The 14,919-nt window shown below is 63.0% G+C and carries 18 protein-coding genes; 7 read left to right on the top strand and 11 right to left on the bottom strand.

Annotation, left to right across the window (positions count from 1 at the left end):
• Positions 1-6: 6 nt before the first annotated feature.
• The 8 genes from EOB80_RS15610 to hisB all read right to left on the bottom strand — a co-directional run bounded on the left by EOB80_RS15610 (position 7) and on the right by hisB (position 4,882).
• Positions 7-330 carry a phosphoribosyl-ATP diphosphatase gene (locus tag EOB80_RS15610; protein ID WP_127328523.1) on the bottom strand — a complete coding sequence of 108 codons (324 nt, stop codon included), beginning with the start codon at positions 328-330 and terminating at the stop codon, positions 7-9.
• 70 nt (positions 331-400) lie between these two features.
• Positions 401-1,195, bottom strand: coding sequence for an imidazole glycerol phosphate synthase subunit HisF (gene hisF / locus EOB80_RS15605; protein ID WP_164762627.1), 795 nt, complete (start codon positions 1,193-1,195; stop codon positions 401-403).
• Positions 1,192-2,028 (bottom strand): arginase family protein, encoded by an 837-nt coding sequence (locus tag EOB80_RS15600; RefSeq protein WP_127328521.1) that lies wholly within the window; start codon positions 2,026-2,028, stop codon positions 1,192-1,194. Before EOB80_RS15600 ends, hisF begins: the two co-directional genes overlap by 4 nt.
• A complete protein-coding gene (hisA, locus tag EOB80_RS15595) occupies positions 2,025-2,768 on the bottom strand; it encodes a 1-(5-phosphoribosyl)-5-[(5-phosphoribosylamino)methylideneamino]imidazole-4-carboxamide isomerase (RefSeq protein ID WP_127328520.1) in 744 nt (247 codons plus the stop codon). Before hisA ends, EOB80_RS15600 begins: the two co-directional genes overlap by 4 nt.
• 4 nt (positions 2,769-2,772) lie before the next feature.
• Positions 2,773-3,063, bottom strand: a complete 291-nt coding sequence (locus EOB80_RS15590) for a DUF1330 domain-containing protein (RefSeq protein WP_127328519.1) — start codon at positions 3,061-3,063, stop codon at positions 2,773-2,775.
• 86 nt (positions 3,064-3,149) lie between these two features.
• Positions 3,150-3,800, bottom strand: a complete 651-nt coding sequence (hisH, locus tag EOB80_RS15585; RefSeq protein WP_127320231.1) for an imidazole glycerol phosphate synthase subunit HisH — start codon at positions 3,798-3,800, stop codon at positions 3,150-3,152.
• Between the two features lies 1 nt (position 3,801).
• Complete coding sequence (locus EOB80_RS15580; protein ID WP_127328518.1) at positions 3,802-4,278, bottom strand: DUF2628 domain-containing protein; 477 nt, start codon at positions 4,276-4,278, stop codon at positions 3,802-3,804.
• A 4-nt stretch (positions 4,279-4,282) separates the two neighbouring features.
• Entirely contained in the window at positions 4,283-4,882 is a 600-nt protein-coding gene (gene hisB / locus EOB80_RS15575; protein WP_127266875.1) for an imidazoleglycerol-phosphate dehydratase HisB, read from the bottom strand.
• A 227-nt stretch (positions 4,883-5,109) separates the two neighbouring features.
• On the opposite strand from hisB, the gene hslV reads away from it, so the two are divergent.
• From hslV to EOB80_RS15545, 6 genes are all read left to right on the top strand, one after another.
• On the top strand, positions 5,110-5,661 hold the full coding sequence (hslV, locus tag EOB80_RS15570) for an ATP-dependent protease subunit HslV (RefSeq protein WP_127320227.1): 552 nt from the start codon (positions 5,110-5,112) through the stop codon (positions 5,659-5,661).
• Between the two features lie 70 nt (positions 5,662-5,731).
• On the top strand, positions 5,732-6,244 hold the full coding sequence (locus tag EOB80_RS15565) for a GNAT family N-acetyltransferase (protein WP_127328517.1): 513 nt from the start codon (positions 5,732-5,734) through the stop codon (positions 6,242-6,244).
• A 149-nt stretch (positions 6,245-6,393) separates the two neighbouring features.
• Complete coding sequence (locus EOB80_RS15560) at positions 6,394-7,401, top strand: hypothetical protein (RefSeq protein WP_164762623.1); 1,008 nt, start codon at positions 6,394-6,396, stop codon at positions 7,399-7,401.
• 52 nt (positions 7,402-7,453) lie between these two features.
• Positions 7,454-8,053: a DUF2585 domain-containing protein gene (locus tag EOB80_RS15555; RefSeq protein WP_127328516.1), complete on the top strand. Its 600-nt coding sequence runs from the start codon at positions 7,454-7,456 to the stop codon at positions 8,051-8,053.
• Positions 8,054-8,057: 4 nt separating this feature from the next.
• Positions 8,058-9,368 (top strand): ATP-dependent protease ATPase subunit HslU, encoded by a 1,311-nt coding sequence (gene hslU / locus EOB80_RS15550; protein ID WP_127328515.1) that lies wholly within the window; start codon positions 8,058-8,060, stop codon positions 9,366-9,368.
• 232 nt (positions 9,369-9,600) lie between these two features.
• Positions 9,601-10,560: a DUF1402 family protein gene (locus EOB80_RS15545; protein WP_127328514.1), complete on the top strand. Its 960-nt coding sequence runs from the start codon at positions 9,601-9,603 to the stop codon at positions 10,558-10,560.
• A 238-nt stretch (positions 10,561-10,798) separates the two neighbouring features.
• Here the strand turns inward: EOB80_RS15545 and EOB80_RS15535 are convergent, their stop codons facing one another.
• From EOB80_RS15535 to EOB80_RS15525, 3 genes are all read right to left on the bottom strand, one after another.
• Positions 10,799-12,037, bottom strand: a complete 1,239-nt coding sequence (locus tag EOB80_RS15535) for an FAD-dependent oxidoreductase (protein ID WP_164762622.1) — start codon at positions 12,035-12,037, stop codon at positions 10,799-10,801.
• Positions 12,034-12,348, bottom strand: a complete 315-nt coding sequence (locus tag EOB80_RS15530; RefSeq protein ID WP_027161041.1) for a MocE family 2Fe-2S type ferredoxin — start codon at positions 12,346-12,348, stop codon at positions 12,034-12,036. Before EOB80_RS15530 ends, EOB80_RS15535 begins: the two co-directional genes overlap by 4 nt.
• Positions 12,349-12,443: 95 nt before the next feature.
• A complete protein-coding gene (locus EOB80_RS15525) occupies positions 12,444-13,535 on the bottom strand; it encodes a fatty acid desaturase family protein (protein ID WP_127328512.1) in 1,092 nt (363 codons plus the stop codon).
• Between the two features lie 169 nt (positions 13,536-13,704).
• Between EOB80_RS15525 and EOB80_RS15520 the strand changes: the two genes are divergently transcribed.
• Positions 13,705-14,736 (top strand): LacI family DNA-binding transcriptional regulator, encoded by a 1,032-nt coding sequence (locus tag EOB80_RS15520; protein WP_127322592.1) that lies wholly within the window; start codon positions 13,705-13,707, stop codon positions 14,734-14,736.
• Positions 14,737-14,919: the final 183 nt, after the last annotated feature.

Raw genomic sequence — 14,919 nt, 5'->3', positions numbered from 1 at the left:
TCGCGGTCAGCCCTTGGGCCGTGACGCCTTCTCGGCGATGCCCGAACGCCGGGTGCGGCCTTCGAGTTCCCTAAGCACGTCGCTCAGCGGTACCCCGGAGAGGCCGAGAACGACGAGCCAATGATATATAAGATCGGCGCTTTCTGAAACGATGGCCGGTTTGTCGCCCCTGACGGCGGCAATCACCGTCTCGACGGCCTCCTCGCCGAGCTTCTGCGCCGCCTTGTCGATGCCGCGCGCGAACAATTTTGCCGTCCACGAATCCCGATCTCCGGAATGGGCGCGTTCCCCAATGATTTTTTCCAGATCGGAAAGCGAAAACTCGGTCATGGCGTCATCTATCTGCTTGTTTAAGCAGGATCTTTTCCGAAAACCGGTTCCCACTTTTCGGGATCATGCTTTAGGGCGGATTATTCACAGAGTCCAGCCGCATCGGCAGGCCGGCGGCGGCCATATGCGCCTTGGCCTGCGCTATCGTGTAGGTGCCGAAATGGAAGATGGACGCCGCCAGCACCGCGCCGGCATGGCCGTCGCGAATGCCTTCGACCATGTGGTCGAGCGTGCCGACGCCGCCGGAAGCGATCACCGGCGCGCGCACGGCGTCTGATATCGCGCGGGTCAGCGCGATGTCGTAGCCGGCCTTGGTGCCGTCCCGATCCATCGACGTCAGCAGGATCTCGCCGGCGCCGCGATCGACCATTTGGCGCGCGAATTCGACCGCGTCGATGCCGGTCTTTTCGCGCCCGCCATGGGTGAAGATCTCCCAGCGATCGGCCTCATTGGTTCCCGACACTTTCTTGGCGTCGATGGCGACGACGATGCATTGGTTGCCGAACTTGTCGGCGGCCTCGGCGACGAAATCCGGGTTCTTCACCGCGGCCGTGTTGATCGACACCTTGTCGGCGCCGGCCAAGAGCAGCTTCCTGATATCGGCGACCTGGCGCACGCCGCCGCCAACGGTCAGCGGCATGAAGCATTGTTCGGCGGTGCGTGCGATGACGTCGAAGATGGTCTCGCGATTGTCCGACGAAGCGGTGATGTCGAGGAAGCAGAGTTCGTCGGCGCCGGCCGCGTCATAGGCCTTGGCCGCCTCGACCGGATCGCCGGCGTCGACGAGATCGACGAAATTGACGCCCTTGACGACACGGCCGTTCTTGACGTCGAGACAGGGGATGACACGGGCTTTCAGCATCAGCGGCCCTCTATCGTGGCGATGAGATCGTTCAGCAACTGGCCGACCAGCGGCGGAACATCGGCCTGGGCGTCGAAGGCCGGGTCGTAGGCGGAGACGGTGATGCCGACGACCGGCACCGCAAGCGCCATGGCGCAAGTGGCATCGCGCAGCTGTTCCGGGCTCGGCCCGCCCGAAGTGATATAGCGGTTGGCCTGCAGCTCCCGGGGATCGTGCACGTCCATGTCGAGATGCATGTGCACGCGTCTGGCGCCGGCGATCTTCAGTCTTTCGGCCGCCCGGGCCACCCCGGAGCATTCCGTCCGCACGATCGGCAATGTCTCCAGCAGCCGCTTCTCGTCCGGATCGAGATCGCGCGCGTTGACGAGCACGCAGCGTGAAGGATCGACCGGCTTGAAGCCGGGAATGGCGGACGCCATCGGTCGCCAGCACAGGCCGAGCACGGTCGCCAGCGCCATGCCGTCGAGAAAGCCGTATGTGGATGTCTCGGGCGTGTTGAGATCGCCATGCTGGTCGGCCCAGATGATCGCATCGGCGTCCTCGCCGGCGACCGCGCCGGCGCTGGTCAGGCAGTTTCCGGCAAGGACGATGGGAAACCGACCGGCGTCACGGGCAAGACGAACCTCGCTCGCAACCGCGTTGCAGACGGCAAAGCCGGTGGCGATTTCGCGCTCCTGGGTATCTCCAACCTTGCCGATATCCTCGACCATCACATCGTGGCCGGCCATCGTCAGGGCGTCGACGAGCCCGCCCGAGACCAACGCGTCCGGCCCCTGGCCCATGCCGCCATGGTAGTGGCCGCTGTCATAGGAGGCCAGGATAATGGAGATTTTCACGTCCGCGTCTCCGCCCTGCCCTGCAGGATCGCCAGGGCCTCGGCCGGATCGATGCGGCCGTCATAGAGCGCGCGGCCGGAGATCGCGCCTTCGAGCTTTTGCGCATCGGGCATGGTCATGCGCACGATGTCGGCGATCGAGGCGAGGCCGCCCGACGCGATGACCGGGATCGACACGGCATCGGCGAGGTCGATGGTGGCGTCCCAGTTGATGCCGGTCAAAACGCCGTCGCGGTCGATGTCGGTGTAGATGATGGCGGCGACGCCGGCGCCCTCGAACTTCGTCGCCAGTTCGATGACGCCGAGGCTCGACGCCTCGGCCCAGCCCTCGACGGCGACCTTGCCGCCCTTGGCGTCGATGCCGACGGCGACCTTGCCCGGAAACGCCTTGCAGGCCTGCTTGACCAGGTCAGGATCGCGCACCGCCACCGTGCCGAGGATGACGCGGGCCAGCCCGCGATCGAGCCAATCCTCGATCTGCGCCAGCGTGCGGATGCCGCCGCCGAGCTGCACCGGGTTCTTCGTTGCCTTGAGGATGGCGCCGACCGCCGCACTGTTGACGCTCTGGCCCTGGAAGGCGCCGTTGAGGTCGACGACATGCAGCCATTCGAAACCCTGTTGCTCGAAGGCCCGCGCCTGCGCGGCAGGATCATCGTTGTAGATGGTCGCGGTGGCCATGTCGCCATGCCTGAGGCGCACGCACTGGCCGTCCTTGAGATCGATGGCAGGGAAAAGGATCATCCGTTCAGGCGCCTTCCACAATGGCGAAACGCGACGTCGAATAGAGGCGTCGGAACTTCAGCGCCGCCTGGTATTCGGGCGAATGGAAGCAGGCGAGTGCGACCGCATAGCTCTCGAACTCGATGATGACATGGCGATTGCCCGACGACCCTTCCGGGCTCGACGACTGACCGCCGCGGGTCAGGAACTTTGCGCCATATTTGTCGAAAGCCGCTTTGTTGGCGGCAATGTATAGCGGATAGTTTTCCGGATCGGTCACCTCGACCATCGCCATCCAGTAGCCCTTCTTGCTCATGGTCTATCCCTCTGCTTGAGCATGACCTCCGGACAAACGGGAACCGTTTGTCCGAGAAACCGGGGTCCACTTTTCGGGATCATGCTCTAGGGCCTCCAGCGCAGGAAATTGGTGATCAGCGCGAGGCCGAGCGCCTGGCTCTTTTCCGGGTGGAACTGCGTGCCGACAAGATTGTCGCGGGCGACGGCCGCCGTCACCGGGCCGCCATAGTCGGCAACCGCCAGAACCTCGTCCGCCTTGCCCGCATCGAGATGATAGGAATGCACGAAATAGGCATGCAGCCCGCTTGCGCCAGTCGGTATGCCGGCAAACAGCGGATGCTGGCGCTTGAGCTCGATCGTGTTCCAGCCGATCTGCGGGATCTTCAGCGCCGGATCGGAAGGCATGATCTCCTTCACGTCGCCCGATATCCAGCCGAAGCCCTTGGTAATCGTCTTTTCGAGGCCGCGCTGCGACATCAGCTGCATGCCGACGCAGATGCCGAGGAACGGCCGGCCCTTGACGATCGCAACCTCCTCGACGGCTTCCCACATGCCTTCGACGGCCTGCAGGCCGGAGGCGCAGTCGGCATAGGCGCCGACGCCGGGCAGGACGATGCGATCGGCCGTGCGCACCCGCTCGGCATCTGCGGTCAGGTCGATATCGGCCGATATGCCGGCTTCGCGCGCGGCGCGCTCGAAAGCCTTGGTGGCCGAGCGCAAATTGCCCGAGCCGTAGTCGATGATCGCAACCCGCATGTCAGCTTCTTCCCGGAATGTGGGTCAGCCCCAGCGCCATACCCGGCTGCGCTGGCCGCGCCAGGGCAGCATCGGGGACCATGCGCGGCGCCGGCACAACCTCATCGGCAAGCGCTTCCGCTTCCAGCGCATAGCGTGTGTCGGCGTCGTCGAGCCAACCGGCTTCGACCGGGCCCCATTCGTGCCAACCGCGCCGGCGAAGTGCCGCGATGCGCAGGCCTTGCCCTTCCAGTCCGACATAGAGCGAAACCAACAGCGACAGCAGCGAGCCGGCCAGACCAAGGCCGAGCTTCTGGCCCAGCATCGAAAGCAGGCCCATGACGACGAAGGCAAGCGCTGCCTCGATCCACAGCCGATGCCAGGCGAACCATAGCGGCGGCACCAGGAGGCCCAGCCAGGTGAAGCCATCGCGGACAAAGGCCGTGGCATCGGCCTTCTCGCTGCGGCCTGGCGGTTCCATCACGACATAGGTGGCCATGGCCTTATCCCTTCAACGATCCCTTGGTGGAGGGAACCGCATCCGGCTGGCGCGGATCGCGTTCGAGAGCCGCGCGCAGCGCGCGCGCCACCGCCTTGAAGCAGGTCTCGGCGATGTGATGGTTGTTGGCGCCATAGTGATTGGTGACATGCAGCGTGATGCCAGCATTCTGCGCCAAAGCCTGGAAGAATTCGCGCACCAGCTCGGTGTCGAAGGTGCCGATCTTCGGCGACGAGAAGGAAACGTTCCAGACCAGGAACGGTCGGCCGGACACGTCGATCGCAGCGCGCGTCAGCGTCTCGTCCATGGCAAGGTCGATCGAGGCATAGCGCATGATGCCGCGCCGCTCGCCCAGTGCCTTGGCCAGCGCCTGGCCAAGCGCGATGCCGGTGTCCTCGACGGTGTGATGATCGTCGATATGCAGGTCGCCCTTGGCCCTGACCGTCATGTCGATCAGGGAATGGCGCGCCAGTTGGTCCAGCATATGGTCAAAGAAGCCGACGCCCGTCGAAATGTCCGATTTTCCGGTGCCGTCGACATGGACCGAGACGGCAATCTCGGTTTCCTTGGTCTTGCGGCTGACTTCGGCGGCGCGGGGCGGCATCACTCTATCCTTGTCCAGAGGTTCACATCGTGACCAGCTCAGAGGTTCAAGCGCTCGCAGGCTTGAAAACGAAAGCCTTCTAGCAGCATGATCCGGCGATTGCCAGTTGCGAACCCGGCCGCTATCCAGCGGTTTGCAATCATCGGTCCCATGCATACATATGGCCGATCAAGTCACTCGTACCGCGCCGATCGCCTTATCGGGATGGCGCTGCTCGGAGCCAGGAAATGTCCGATAATCTGACCATGCACGCCACGACCATCGTGACGGTGCGCAAGGGCAACAAGGTGGTGATCGCCGGCGACGGCCAGGTCAGCCTTGGCCAGACCATCATGAAGGGCAACGCCAAGAAGGTGCGCCGCATCGGCAAGGGCGGCAATGTGATCGCCGGGTTCGCCGGCGCCACCGCCGACGCCTTCACGCTGCTGGAGCGACTCGAAGCCAAGCTCGAACAATATCCAGACCAGCTGACGCGCGCCTGCGTCGAACTCGCCAAGGACTGGCGCACCGACCGCTATCTGCGCCGGCTGGAAGCGATGATGCTGGTGGCCGACAAGTCGGTATCGCTGGCGCTGACCGGCACCGGCGACGTGCTCGAACCCGAATTCGGCGTCATGGCCATCGGTTCGGGCGGCAATTACGCACTGGCCGCGGCGCGCGCGCTGATGGACAGCGACAAGGATGCCGAGGAGATCGCCCGCAAGGCGATGCAGATCGCATCCGATATCTGCGTCTACACCAACAACAATTTCGTCGTCGAAACGCTCGATGTCGGCTGAAAAGCCGGCCATGACCCCGAAAAGTGGAAACCGGTTTTCTCGGACGAACGGTTCCGTTCGTCCAGAGATCATGGCCGAACAAGAAGATAGCTACGATTTTCGGCCGGTGACGGAAAAAGCCCTGCCGATGATCGCCGGCTGGCTCGCCGAGCCGCATGTTGCAGAGTGGTGGGACGATCCGGAGACGGAAATCGCCGGCATTCGCGAGCACATCGACTCGATTTCGGTCGAGCCGCTGATCGTCGAGCTCGACGGCAAGCCGATTGCCTATCTGCAGAGCTACGACCCGCATCTGGAAGACGACCATCCCTATGCCGACCAGCCGTTCGGCACGCTCGGCATCGACGTGTCGATCGGCGTGCCGGAGCTGGTCGGGCGCGGCCATGGCTCGGCGATAGTGCGCCAGTTCGTCGAACAACTGTTCGAGGAAGGTGTTCCGCGCGTCATCATCGACCCGGATCCCGCCAATGTCAGGGCGATCCGTGCCTATGAAAAGGCGGGCTTTGTTGCCTTTGACACCAGAACATCGGAGTACGGGCCGGCCTTGATGATGGCGCGCGACGCGACGCAGGAGCCCAATTGATCAGCGCCGAAACCCTCGACAAGGCAGTCGCGAAAGGTTTGATCTCGCAGACCCTGCGCGATCAGTTGGAGGCCATGGAACGTGCGGTCGCTCTCGCCCTCGAGGCCAGGCGCGCCGATGACGAGGGTGACGAGGAAAACCTGCGGCTGGTGGGCGGCGGCAACGATCTGTTTGTCACCGTGGGAACCGTTCTGCTCAGCGCCGGATTCTTCTTTGTCCTCACCACCTTGCTTCCAGGCCAGACATTCTGGATCGCCGGCATCCTTGCGGTTTTCGCCTGGGGGCTCGCCGAAATCGTCACGCGTCAGCACCGGATGAAATTATCGTCGTCCGTGCTTGCCCTGATTTTCATGGCCGCCATTCTGGCCGCTCTGGCGCTACAGGTGGAAGCCAGCTTCGGCATACGCAAGCCGGAGACTATCTGGCAGCTGTTGGCGTTGCGCCAGACGGCGTCCCGGGCCGGATATCTGTTCCTGGGCGGAGGAATAATCGCGGCGGCGATCTATTTCTGGCGCTTTCGCGTCCCCATCATTGCCGGGGCTATCGCCATCGCTTTTACACTGCTTGCCTTCCTGCAAACGGCGATAATCCTGTATGACAGCGTGACAGCGGGTGCGATTGCGCCACCGCATATGGAGGATGTTCCCGAATTGCTCCGCGCGGCACTTTACATGCCGCTGATCTGCGGCCTGATCGTGTTCGCAACGGGTGTAGCTTTTGACATTTACGATAGGGATCGACGCAAGATCTGGTCCGATTGCGCTTTCTGGCTGCATGTCGTCTCGGCGCCCATGCTGGTGCATCCGCTCTTCATTATGGCAACCGGCCAGAACGTCGTATTCGGACATATCGCGCCGGATACCAATGCAACCCTCATGCTGGCGATTCTGATCCTTGGCTTCCTCTATGTCGCGCTTGCTATCGACCGCCGTTCGCTTCTGGTTCCGACATTGGCTTACTTCGGCTCGCTGGGCATCTATTATCTGGTGAATTCCGCCTCCGATTCGACGGGCATCCCGCCTTTTGCCTTGATCCTGGTCGTTGTTGGCGCGCTGATCATTCTGTTCGGGGCTGGCTGGCAGCGTATCCGGCGGATTGTGGTCAAACCCACCTTGCCGGCTGCCGTGATCCGCCGGCTACCGCCGCTGAAGGCGTGACAAGGCTTTGTGATGATCGAGACGGCGACGCGAAACGAGGGGGAATGAACCGATGACGACACCGGCCGCGGAGAACAGCTATTCGGCCTATGAAGACAGCTGGCGAATGGGGCTTCTGCTCGTCCTCGCGCTGATCATCTTCCAGGCCGGGGCGCTCTACGGCATGGGGCGAGCGCCGATCTGCACCTGCGGCTACGTCAAGCTCTGGCATGGCGTCGTGCAGAGTTCGGAGAATTCCCAGCACATTTCGGACTGGTATACGTTCTCGCACATCATCCACGGCTTCCTGTTCTATGCGCTGGCAAGATTCCTGTTCCCGCGTTCGCCGATCGGCTTGAGACTGGCGTTCGCCGTCTTCATCGAAGGCGGTTGGGAGCTGCTCGAAAACAGCCCATTCATCATCGAGCGCTACCGCGCCGGCACCATCTCGCTCGACTATTACGGCGACAGCATCATCAATTCGGTGTCCGACACACTGGCCATGATGCTGGGATTTGTGATGGCGCGAAGGCTACCTATATGGGTGATCGTCAGCCTTGCCATCATCTTCGAACTCGGTACCGGCTATCTCATCCGGGACAATCTGACACTCAACGTGATCATGCTGCTGCATCCGTTCGAGGCCATCAAGCAGTGGCAAAGTGGAATCTAGTGATATGAGCACATTTTCTCCCCGCGAAATCGTTTCGGAACTCGACCGTTTCATCATCGGCCAGAAGGACGCCAAGCGCGCCGTGGCCATCGCCTTGCGCAACCGCTGGCGCCGCCAGCAGCTGGAAGGCCAGATGCGCGAAGAGGTGATGCCGAAGAACATCCTGATGATCGGGCCGACCGGCGTCGGCAAGACCGAAATCTCGCGCCGCCTGGCGCGGCTCGCCGGTGCGCCTTTCGTCAAGGTCGAGGCGACCAAGTTCACCGAGGTCGGCTATGTCGGCCGCGATGTCGAGCAGATCATCCGCGATCTGGTCGAGATCGCCATCGGCCTGGTGCGCGAGAAGATGCGCGAAGACGTCAAGGCGCGCGCCCACGTCAACGCCGAGGAACGCGTGCTGGAAGCGCTGGTCGGCAAGACGGCGAGCCCGGCCACCCGCGATAGTTTCCGCAAGAAGCTGCGCGACGGCGAACTCGACGACAAGGAGATCGAGGTCGAGGTTGCCGACACCGGCAGCGGCGGCATGCCCGGCTTCGAGATCCCCGGCATGCCGGGCGCCAATATCGGCGTGCTCAACATCAACGACATGCTGTCGAAGGCGATGGGCGGCAAGAAGACCAAGACGCGCAAGACGACGGTCAAGGAGTCCTACGACCTGTTGGTCAATGACGAGTCCGACAAGCTGCTCGATCAGGACGAAGTCGTGCGCCGGGCGCTCGATGCCGCGGAAAATGACGGCATCGTCTTCCTCGACGAGATCGACAAGATAGCGGCGAGATCCGACATTTCGGGCGGTCCGTCCCGCGAAGGCGTGCAGCGCGACCTGCTGCCGCTGGTTGAGGGCACCACGGTGGCGACCAAATACGGGCCATTGAAGACGGATCATATCCTGTTCATCGCTTCCGGCGCCTTCCACGTCTCCAAGCCGTCCGACCTTTTGCCGGAGCTGCAGGGCCGCCTGCCGATCCGCGTCGAATTGCGGGCGCTGGAGAAGGACGATTTCGTCCGCATCCTGACCGAGACCGAGGCCAGCCTGATCAAGCAGTATATCGCTCTGATGAAGACCGAGGGCGTCGAGCTGACCTTCACCGACGACGCTATCGATTCGCTGGCCGGCATCGCCGTCGACCTCAACGCCAGCGTCGAGAACATCGGCGCAAGGCGGTTGCAGACGGTGATGGAGCGGGTGCTGGACGAAATCTCCTACGATGCGCCCGACCGCAACGGCACATCAGTCACCATCGATGCCGCCTATGTGGAGAAGCATGTCGGCGACCTGTCCAGGAATACCGACCTGTCGCGGTTCATCCTTTAAACCACGGCGCCGGAACGTTCCGGCGCCGGTCCAGGCAACATTTTCCGGCAAGCAAAATCATGTGTGGCCAGATGGTACCATCTGGCCACCTTTCGTAGTGCCGGGTGAAGGGGCGCTCTCGACTCGACCAAGAGCTTTACCTAGTTTGCGCGGCAATTCTCGATCTCTTGGTTTGACGCAATTCCGGGAAACCGTTTCACACTTTTCCTGGAATTGCTTGGGCGGCGGGTGCATGAAAAAACTGATCCTGGTCATTCTCGGCTTGACGCTGGCGGCGACGCTGTTCGCCGCCGAGGCAGCGACATTGGTGCCGCCGGGAAATCGCAATGCCGTGCAGCCCGACATTCCCGGCGCCTCCAGCCGGCGCACGCAGGCGACCAACACCAGCTTCCAGGCGAAGTATCGCAAGGTCTACGCTCTGCTGCAGAACGACGCCGATCTGCGCGGCAAGATCAAGAAGGCAGCAGCCACCTACGGCATCGATCCCCTGCACATCGTCGGCGCCATCGTCGGCGAGCACACCTACAATGTCGATGCCTATGACCGGCTGCAGACCTACTACGTCAAGGCAATCTCCTATCTCTCCAGCAAGCTTTCCTTCGCCTATGACGGCGAGGACATCACCGATTTCGTGCAGCGGCCGGAGTTCAAGAAATGCGCCGGGATGTCCGACAGCTACGACCTGTGGGAATGCCGCGAACAGGTGTGGAACCGTTCGTTTCGCGGCAAGAGCGTCGGCGGGACCAGCTTTCCCGACGACCGTTTCGGCGCCACCTTCTTCCAGCCTTACTATGCCGGCCAGACCTTCGGCCTCGGCCAGCTCAATCCGCTGACCGCCTTGCAGATGAGCGATCTCGTGCACAAGGTTTCCGGCCTGCCGAAGCTCGACGTCGGCGATCCCAATTCGGTCTACAAGACCATCATGGATCCCGACCTGACGCTGCCCTACGTCGCGGCGACGATCCGGAAATCGATCGATGCCTACAAAAGCATTGCCGGCTTCGACATTGCGGGCAATCCGGGGGTCACGGCCACGCTCTACAATGTCGGCAATCCGGAGCAGCGCGCCGACGCGCTGAAGGCGGAGAACGACAGGCGCCGCGCCGAGGGCCAAGCCGAAAAGCTGCCGGAAGAGAATTACTATGGCTGGCTGGTGAACGACAAATTGGCGGAGCTGAAGGCGCTGTTTTAGGGCGCCTCTCTGACGTTAATTTGCCGACGCCTGCGCCGCCCCTCATTGTCCTGCCGGACATTTCTCCCCGTATAGCGACGGGGAGAAAGGGGCTGGCCGCAAACTCGGCGCCCTTCTTGCGATGCTGGTGATTGGCGAAACCGGCGATGATAGCGCCCTTCTCCCCGTCACTATACGGGGAGAAGATGCCGGCAGGCAGATGAGGGGCGGCGCAGACGTCGGCAATTGGCGTGACGGCTCACGCCGCCAGCAGCGACTTCAGCTTGACCGCCTGTGATCCCAGCGCTTCCGGCGCCGGTTTCGCGTGCTTGCCGATCAGCATTTCGGCCAGCCTGATATCGCGGGCGACCGCGTTGCCGGGGCCGATGCCGCTGGCCGCCACCAGCCTGCCGTCTTGCGCCAAATGGAAGAGAATGAAGGCGCCATCGCCGAGGTCGCGGCGCACGGTGCTGCTGCCTTCGTCGGACAGCCCGGCGATCTGCAGGGACAGACCATATTGATCCGACCAGAACCACGGCACCGCCGCATGCGCCTCGCCGGCACCGAGCATGTTCCTGGCCGCCAGCGCGCCCTGTTCCTGGGCGTTGCGCCAAGCTTCCAGCCGCACCCGACGGCCGCCATAGACGGCGAGCGGAAACGAGCAGCAATCGCCGGCGGCATAGATGTCGGGATCGCTGCTGCGCAATTGCGCATCGACAGCGATGCCGTTGTCGATCGCCAGGCCGGCTTCGGCCGCCAGCCCGGTCACCGGCACGGCGCCGATGCCGATGATCGCGAGGTCGGCGACGATTTCCCGGCCGCCGGCAAGCGCTATGCGCACCTTGTTGCCGTCGTCGGCGATGGACGCGATGCCATCGCCGCACAGGATATCAACGCCCTCGGCGACATGCGCGTCATGGATGATTTCGGCAATCTCCGCCGGCACGCCGCGCATCAGGATGCGCGGCTGGGCCTCGATAACGGTGACCGCAGCGCCTAGCTTGCGTGCCGCGGCGGCGAGTTCGAGGCCGATGAAACCGCCGCCGATGATGGCGATACGGTTGCCGGGGGTAAGATGCGCGCGAATGGCGAGCGCGTCGGCGAAGGTCCTGAGATAGACGCAGTGCGCGCCAAGGCCGGGCATCGGCAGCTTGCGCGGGATCGAGCCGGTTGCCAGCAGGAGCTTGTCGTAAGGCAGGACCGATCCGTCCGAAAGGCGCACCGCATGCGCCGCCCGATCGATCGCCACGGCCTGGACGGAATGGATATGCCGGATCGATTTCTCGGCCAGAATGGCGTCGCTGGCGATCGCCTTGATCTCGGGCGCATCGCTGGCCATCGCCTCCTTGGACAGAGGCGGGCGCTCATAGGGCAGATGCGGCTCATCGCCGACCAGCGTCACCGGCCCCCGATAATCGAGGTCGCGCAGCGCCAATGCCGCCCGCCCGCCGCATTCGCCGGCGCCGATGATGACCATTCCCCGCGCCATGTCAGTCATCCGATCTGGATCAGGACTTTGCCGGCATCGACCTTGACCGGGTAGGTCTTCAGATTGACGCAGACCGGGGCACCGCGGGCATCACCCGTCTTGTAGTTGAAGCGGCCATTGTGCTTGGGGCATTCGATGATGTCATCCATCACCAGCCCGTCGGCCAGGTGCACCTTCTCATGCGTGCACAGGCCGTCGGTGGCGAAGAACTCGTCGTCGGGGCTGCGATAGATGGCGAAGGTGCGGCCGCCATGGTCGAAGCGCATCACATCCTCCTCGTCTATGTCGCCGGTGGCGCAGGCCTCGACCCAGTCGCTCATTCAAGTCCTCCCAAAAGCAATCCAGGAAAAGTGCGCAGCGGTTTTCCCGTCCGGAATTGCGTTAAATAAACAGTCTAGATCGGATGGAAGCACGATCATTCCGCCGCGGCGGCGACAGTGTCGTTGTGGAATTCTTCGCGATATGGCCGTGCGGTCGGCGGCAGCTCGCGCTTGAGGAAATAGTCCTCGTTGCGCAGCTGGCGCAGGAAGACAGGGATCATCTCGCGATAGCCGGCCAGGATCGACGGTGTCGGTTCCGGCAGATCGTACTTGATCAGTTCGTGCAGCCTCGGCAGCGCATGATAGGGCACCATCGGGAACATGTGATGCTCGACATGGTAGTTCATGTTCCAGTAGATGAAGCGGCTGATCGGGTTCATGTAGACGGTGCGGCTGTTCAGCCTGTGGTCGGTGACATTGTCGGCCAGGCCGCCATGCTGCAGCAGCCCCACCATGACATGGTGCCAGGCGCCGTAGAGCCTGGGCAGGCCGACCAGCATCAGCGGCAGGAACGAACCGGTGTAGAGCGCCAGCCCGACGGTGGCGGCATAGATCGCCGTCCAGATGCGGGCGACGCGGATCGCCTTGGGCTGTTCCTGTTCGGGGATGAAGGTCTTTTCGGCGGCGCTGATGTTGCCGGCGGCGTTGCGCAGCATGTCTGACATCGCATGCCAGGCGTCGAGCACACCGACGAAGCCCAGCATGGCGCGAACCAGATCAGGCGGCCGCATGACCGAGATTTCCGGGTCGCGGCCGACGATGACGGTGTCGGTGTGGTGGCGCGTGTGGCTCCAGCGCCAGGTCACCGGATTGCGCATGATCATGAAGCAGGCGATCTGATAGACCGCATCGTTCATCCATTGCGTCCGGAAAGCGGTGCCGTGGCCGCATTCGTGCCAACGCGAATCCGTCGAGGAGCCGTAGAGGACGCCATAGACGAAGAAGAACGGCACGCACCACCATGTGCCCCAGAACCAGGCGCCGCCGGCGCCGCTGACGATCAGCGCGGCGAACCAGATTGCCGTATCGCGGATCGCCGGCCCGTCGGAGCGCTGCATCAGCTCCTTCATCTGCTTGCGCGGTATGTCGGTGTGATACCACTCGGCCGCCGACAGGCCGGTCTCGACCGCGAGCTTGGCATCGCGGCCGATCAGGCTGTAGTCACGCCGGGACGGCGCAGTGGACATGATTGCCTCCCTCGGCAAAGGCATCCGCCAAGGCGAATGCCATGAATTCCTTTGGCTTCTAGCGTCAAAGTAACGCCGACCGATGATGGACTCAACATCATAAAGATAGTTTCTATCATTTCCCATCAGGATGCTGTACGAAGGCTCAAGCAAATCCGACGGGGCAAGCATGGTGAAGCGGCCGACCATATCTGATCTGGCGCGCATCTCGGGCGTCAGTGTCGCCACCGTCGACCGCGTGCTGAACAACCGGCTGCCGGTGCGCGAGGAGACAGCGCGCCGCGTCTACGAGACCGCTACCGATATCGGCTATCACGCCGCCGGCCTTATCAAGCAGCGCATGCGCCAGGAATTGCCGGAGTACCGGCTGGGCTTCCTGCTGCTGCGGGGCAATGATGCCTTCTACGGCGACTTCGCGCGGGAACTCGAACTGGCCATCTCGCAATCGCAGCGCTTCCGCGGCGTTGCGACCATCGATTTCGCCAGTTCCCTGGCTCCCGACGAGATCGCCTCCCAGATGCGCAGGCTGGCGGCGAAATCGAGGGCCATCGCCGTTGTCGGTCCGGACCATCCGACCCTGACAGCGGTTGTGGAAACCTTGAAGGCGAGAGGGCAGCCGGTTTTTTCGGTGCTGTCCGACTTTGCCGCCGGCATCCGGGAGGGCTATATCGGCCTCGACAACCGCAAGGTCGGGCGCACCGCCGCATGGATGATCTCCAAGACAGCCAAGCGGCCCGGCAAGGTCGCCCTCTTCGTCGGTAGCCACCGCTTCCACGGCCATGAACTGCGCGAGATCGGCTTTCGCTCCTTCTTCCGCGAGCATGCGCCGGAGTTCAGCGTGCTTGAAACGCTGGTCAATCTGGAAGCCAACCAGGTGACCCATGACGCGATGATCGATCTTCTGGCGCGTTATCCGGATCTTGCCGGCTGCTACGTCGCGGGCGGCGGCATGGAAGGCGCGGTCTCGGCGCTGCGGGCAGCGAAGCCCGCGACCATGCCGGTGGTCGTCTGCAACGAGATCAACGCCGAATCGCGCGCGGCACTCGCCGACAACATCCTCACCATGGTGATCTCGACCCCGCTCGCCGCTTTGTGCCGTGAGCTCGTCGACCTGATGGCGCATGCCATCGAAACCGGCGCCGCCAACGCTCCGGGCCAGACCTTCCTGCCCTTCGACATCTACCTGCCGGAAAACATCTAGCCCGCCGCCGCGCAAGCCCGCCGAGGCAAATGATAGAATCCATCAGAGCGATGCGTAAATCGGCCCGCAGGCCGCGGAATCGCCCTTGACGCCCCGATGTGAAATGGAATAAATATTTCATCATCTGTGTATTTTGGTTCTTTCGTTCCGGAATATCTGTTTCAAACAGAGGGCTTGACGTTC

The organism is Mesorhizobium sp. M7A.F.Ca.MR.245.00.0.0 (genome assembly GCF_003997415.1).
GTDB lineage: Bacteria > Pseudomonadota > Alphaproteobacteria > Rhizobiales > Rhizobiaceae > Mesorhizobium.
The sequence above is the reverse complement of the archived record's forward strand: the minus strand, read 5'-3'. Positions and strand labels throughout refer to the sequence as shown.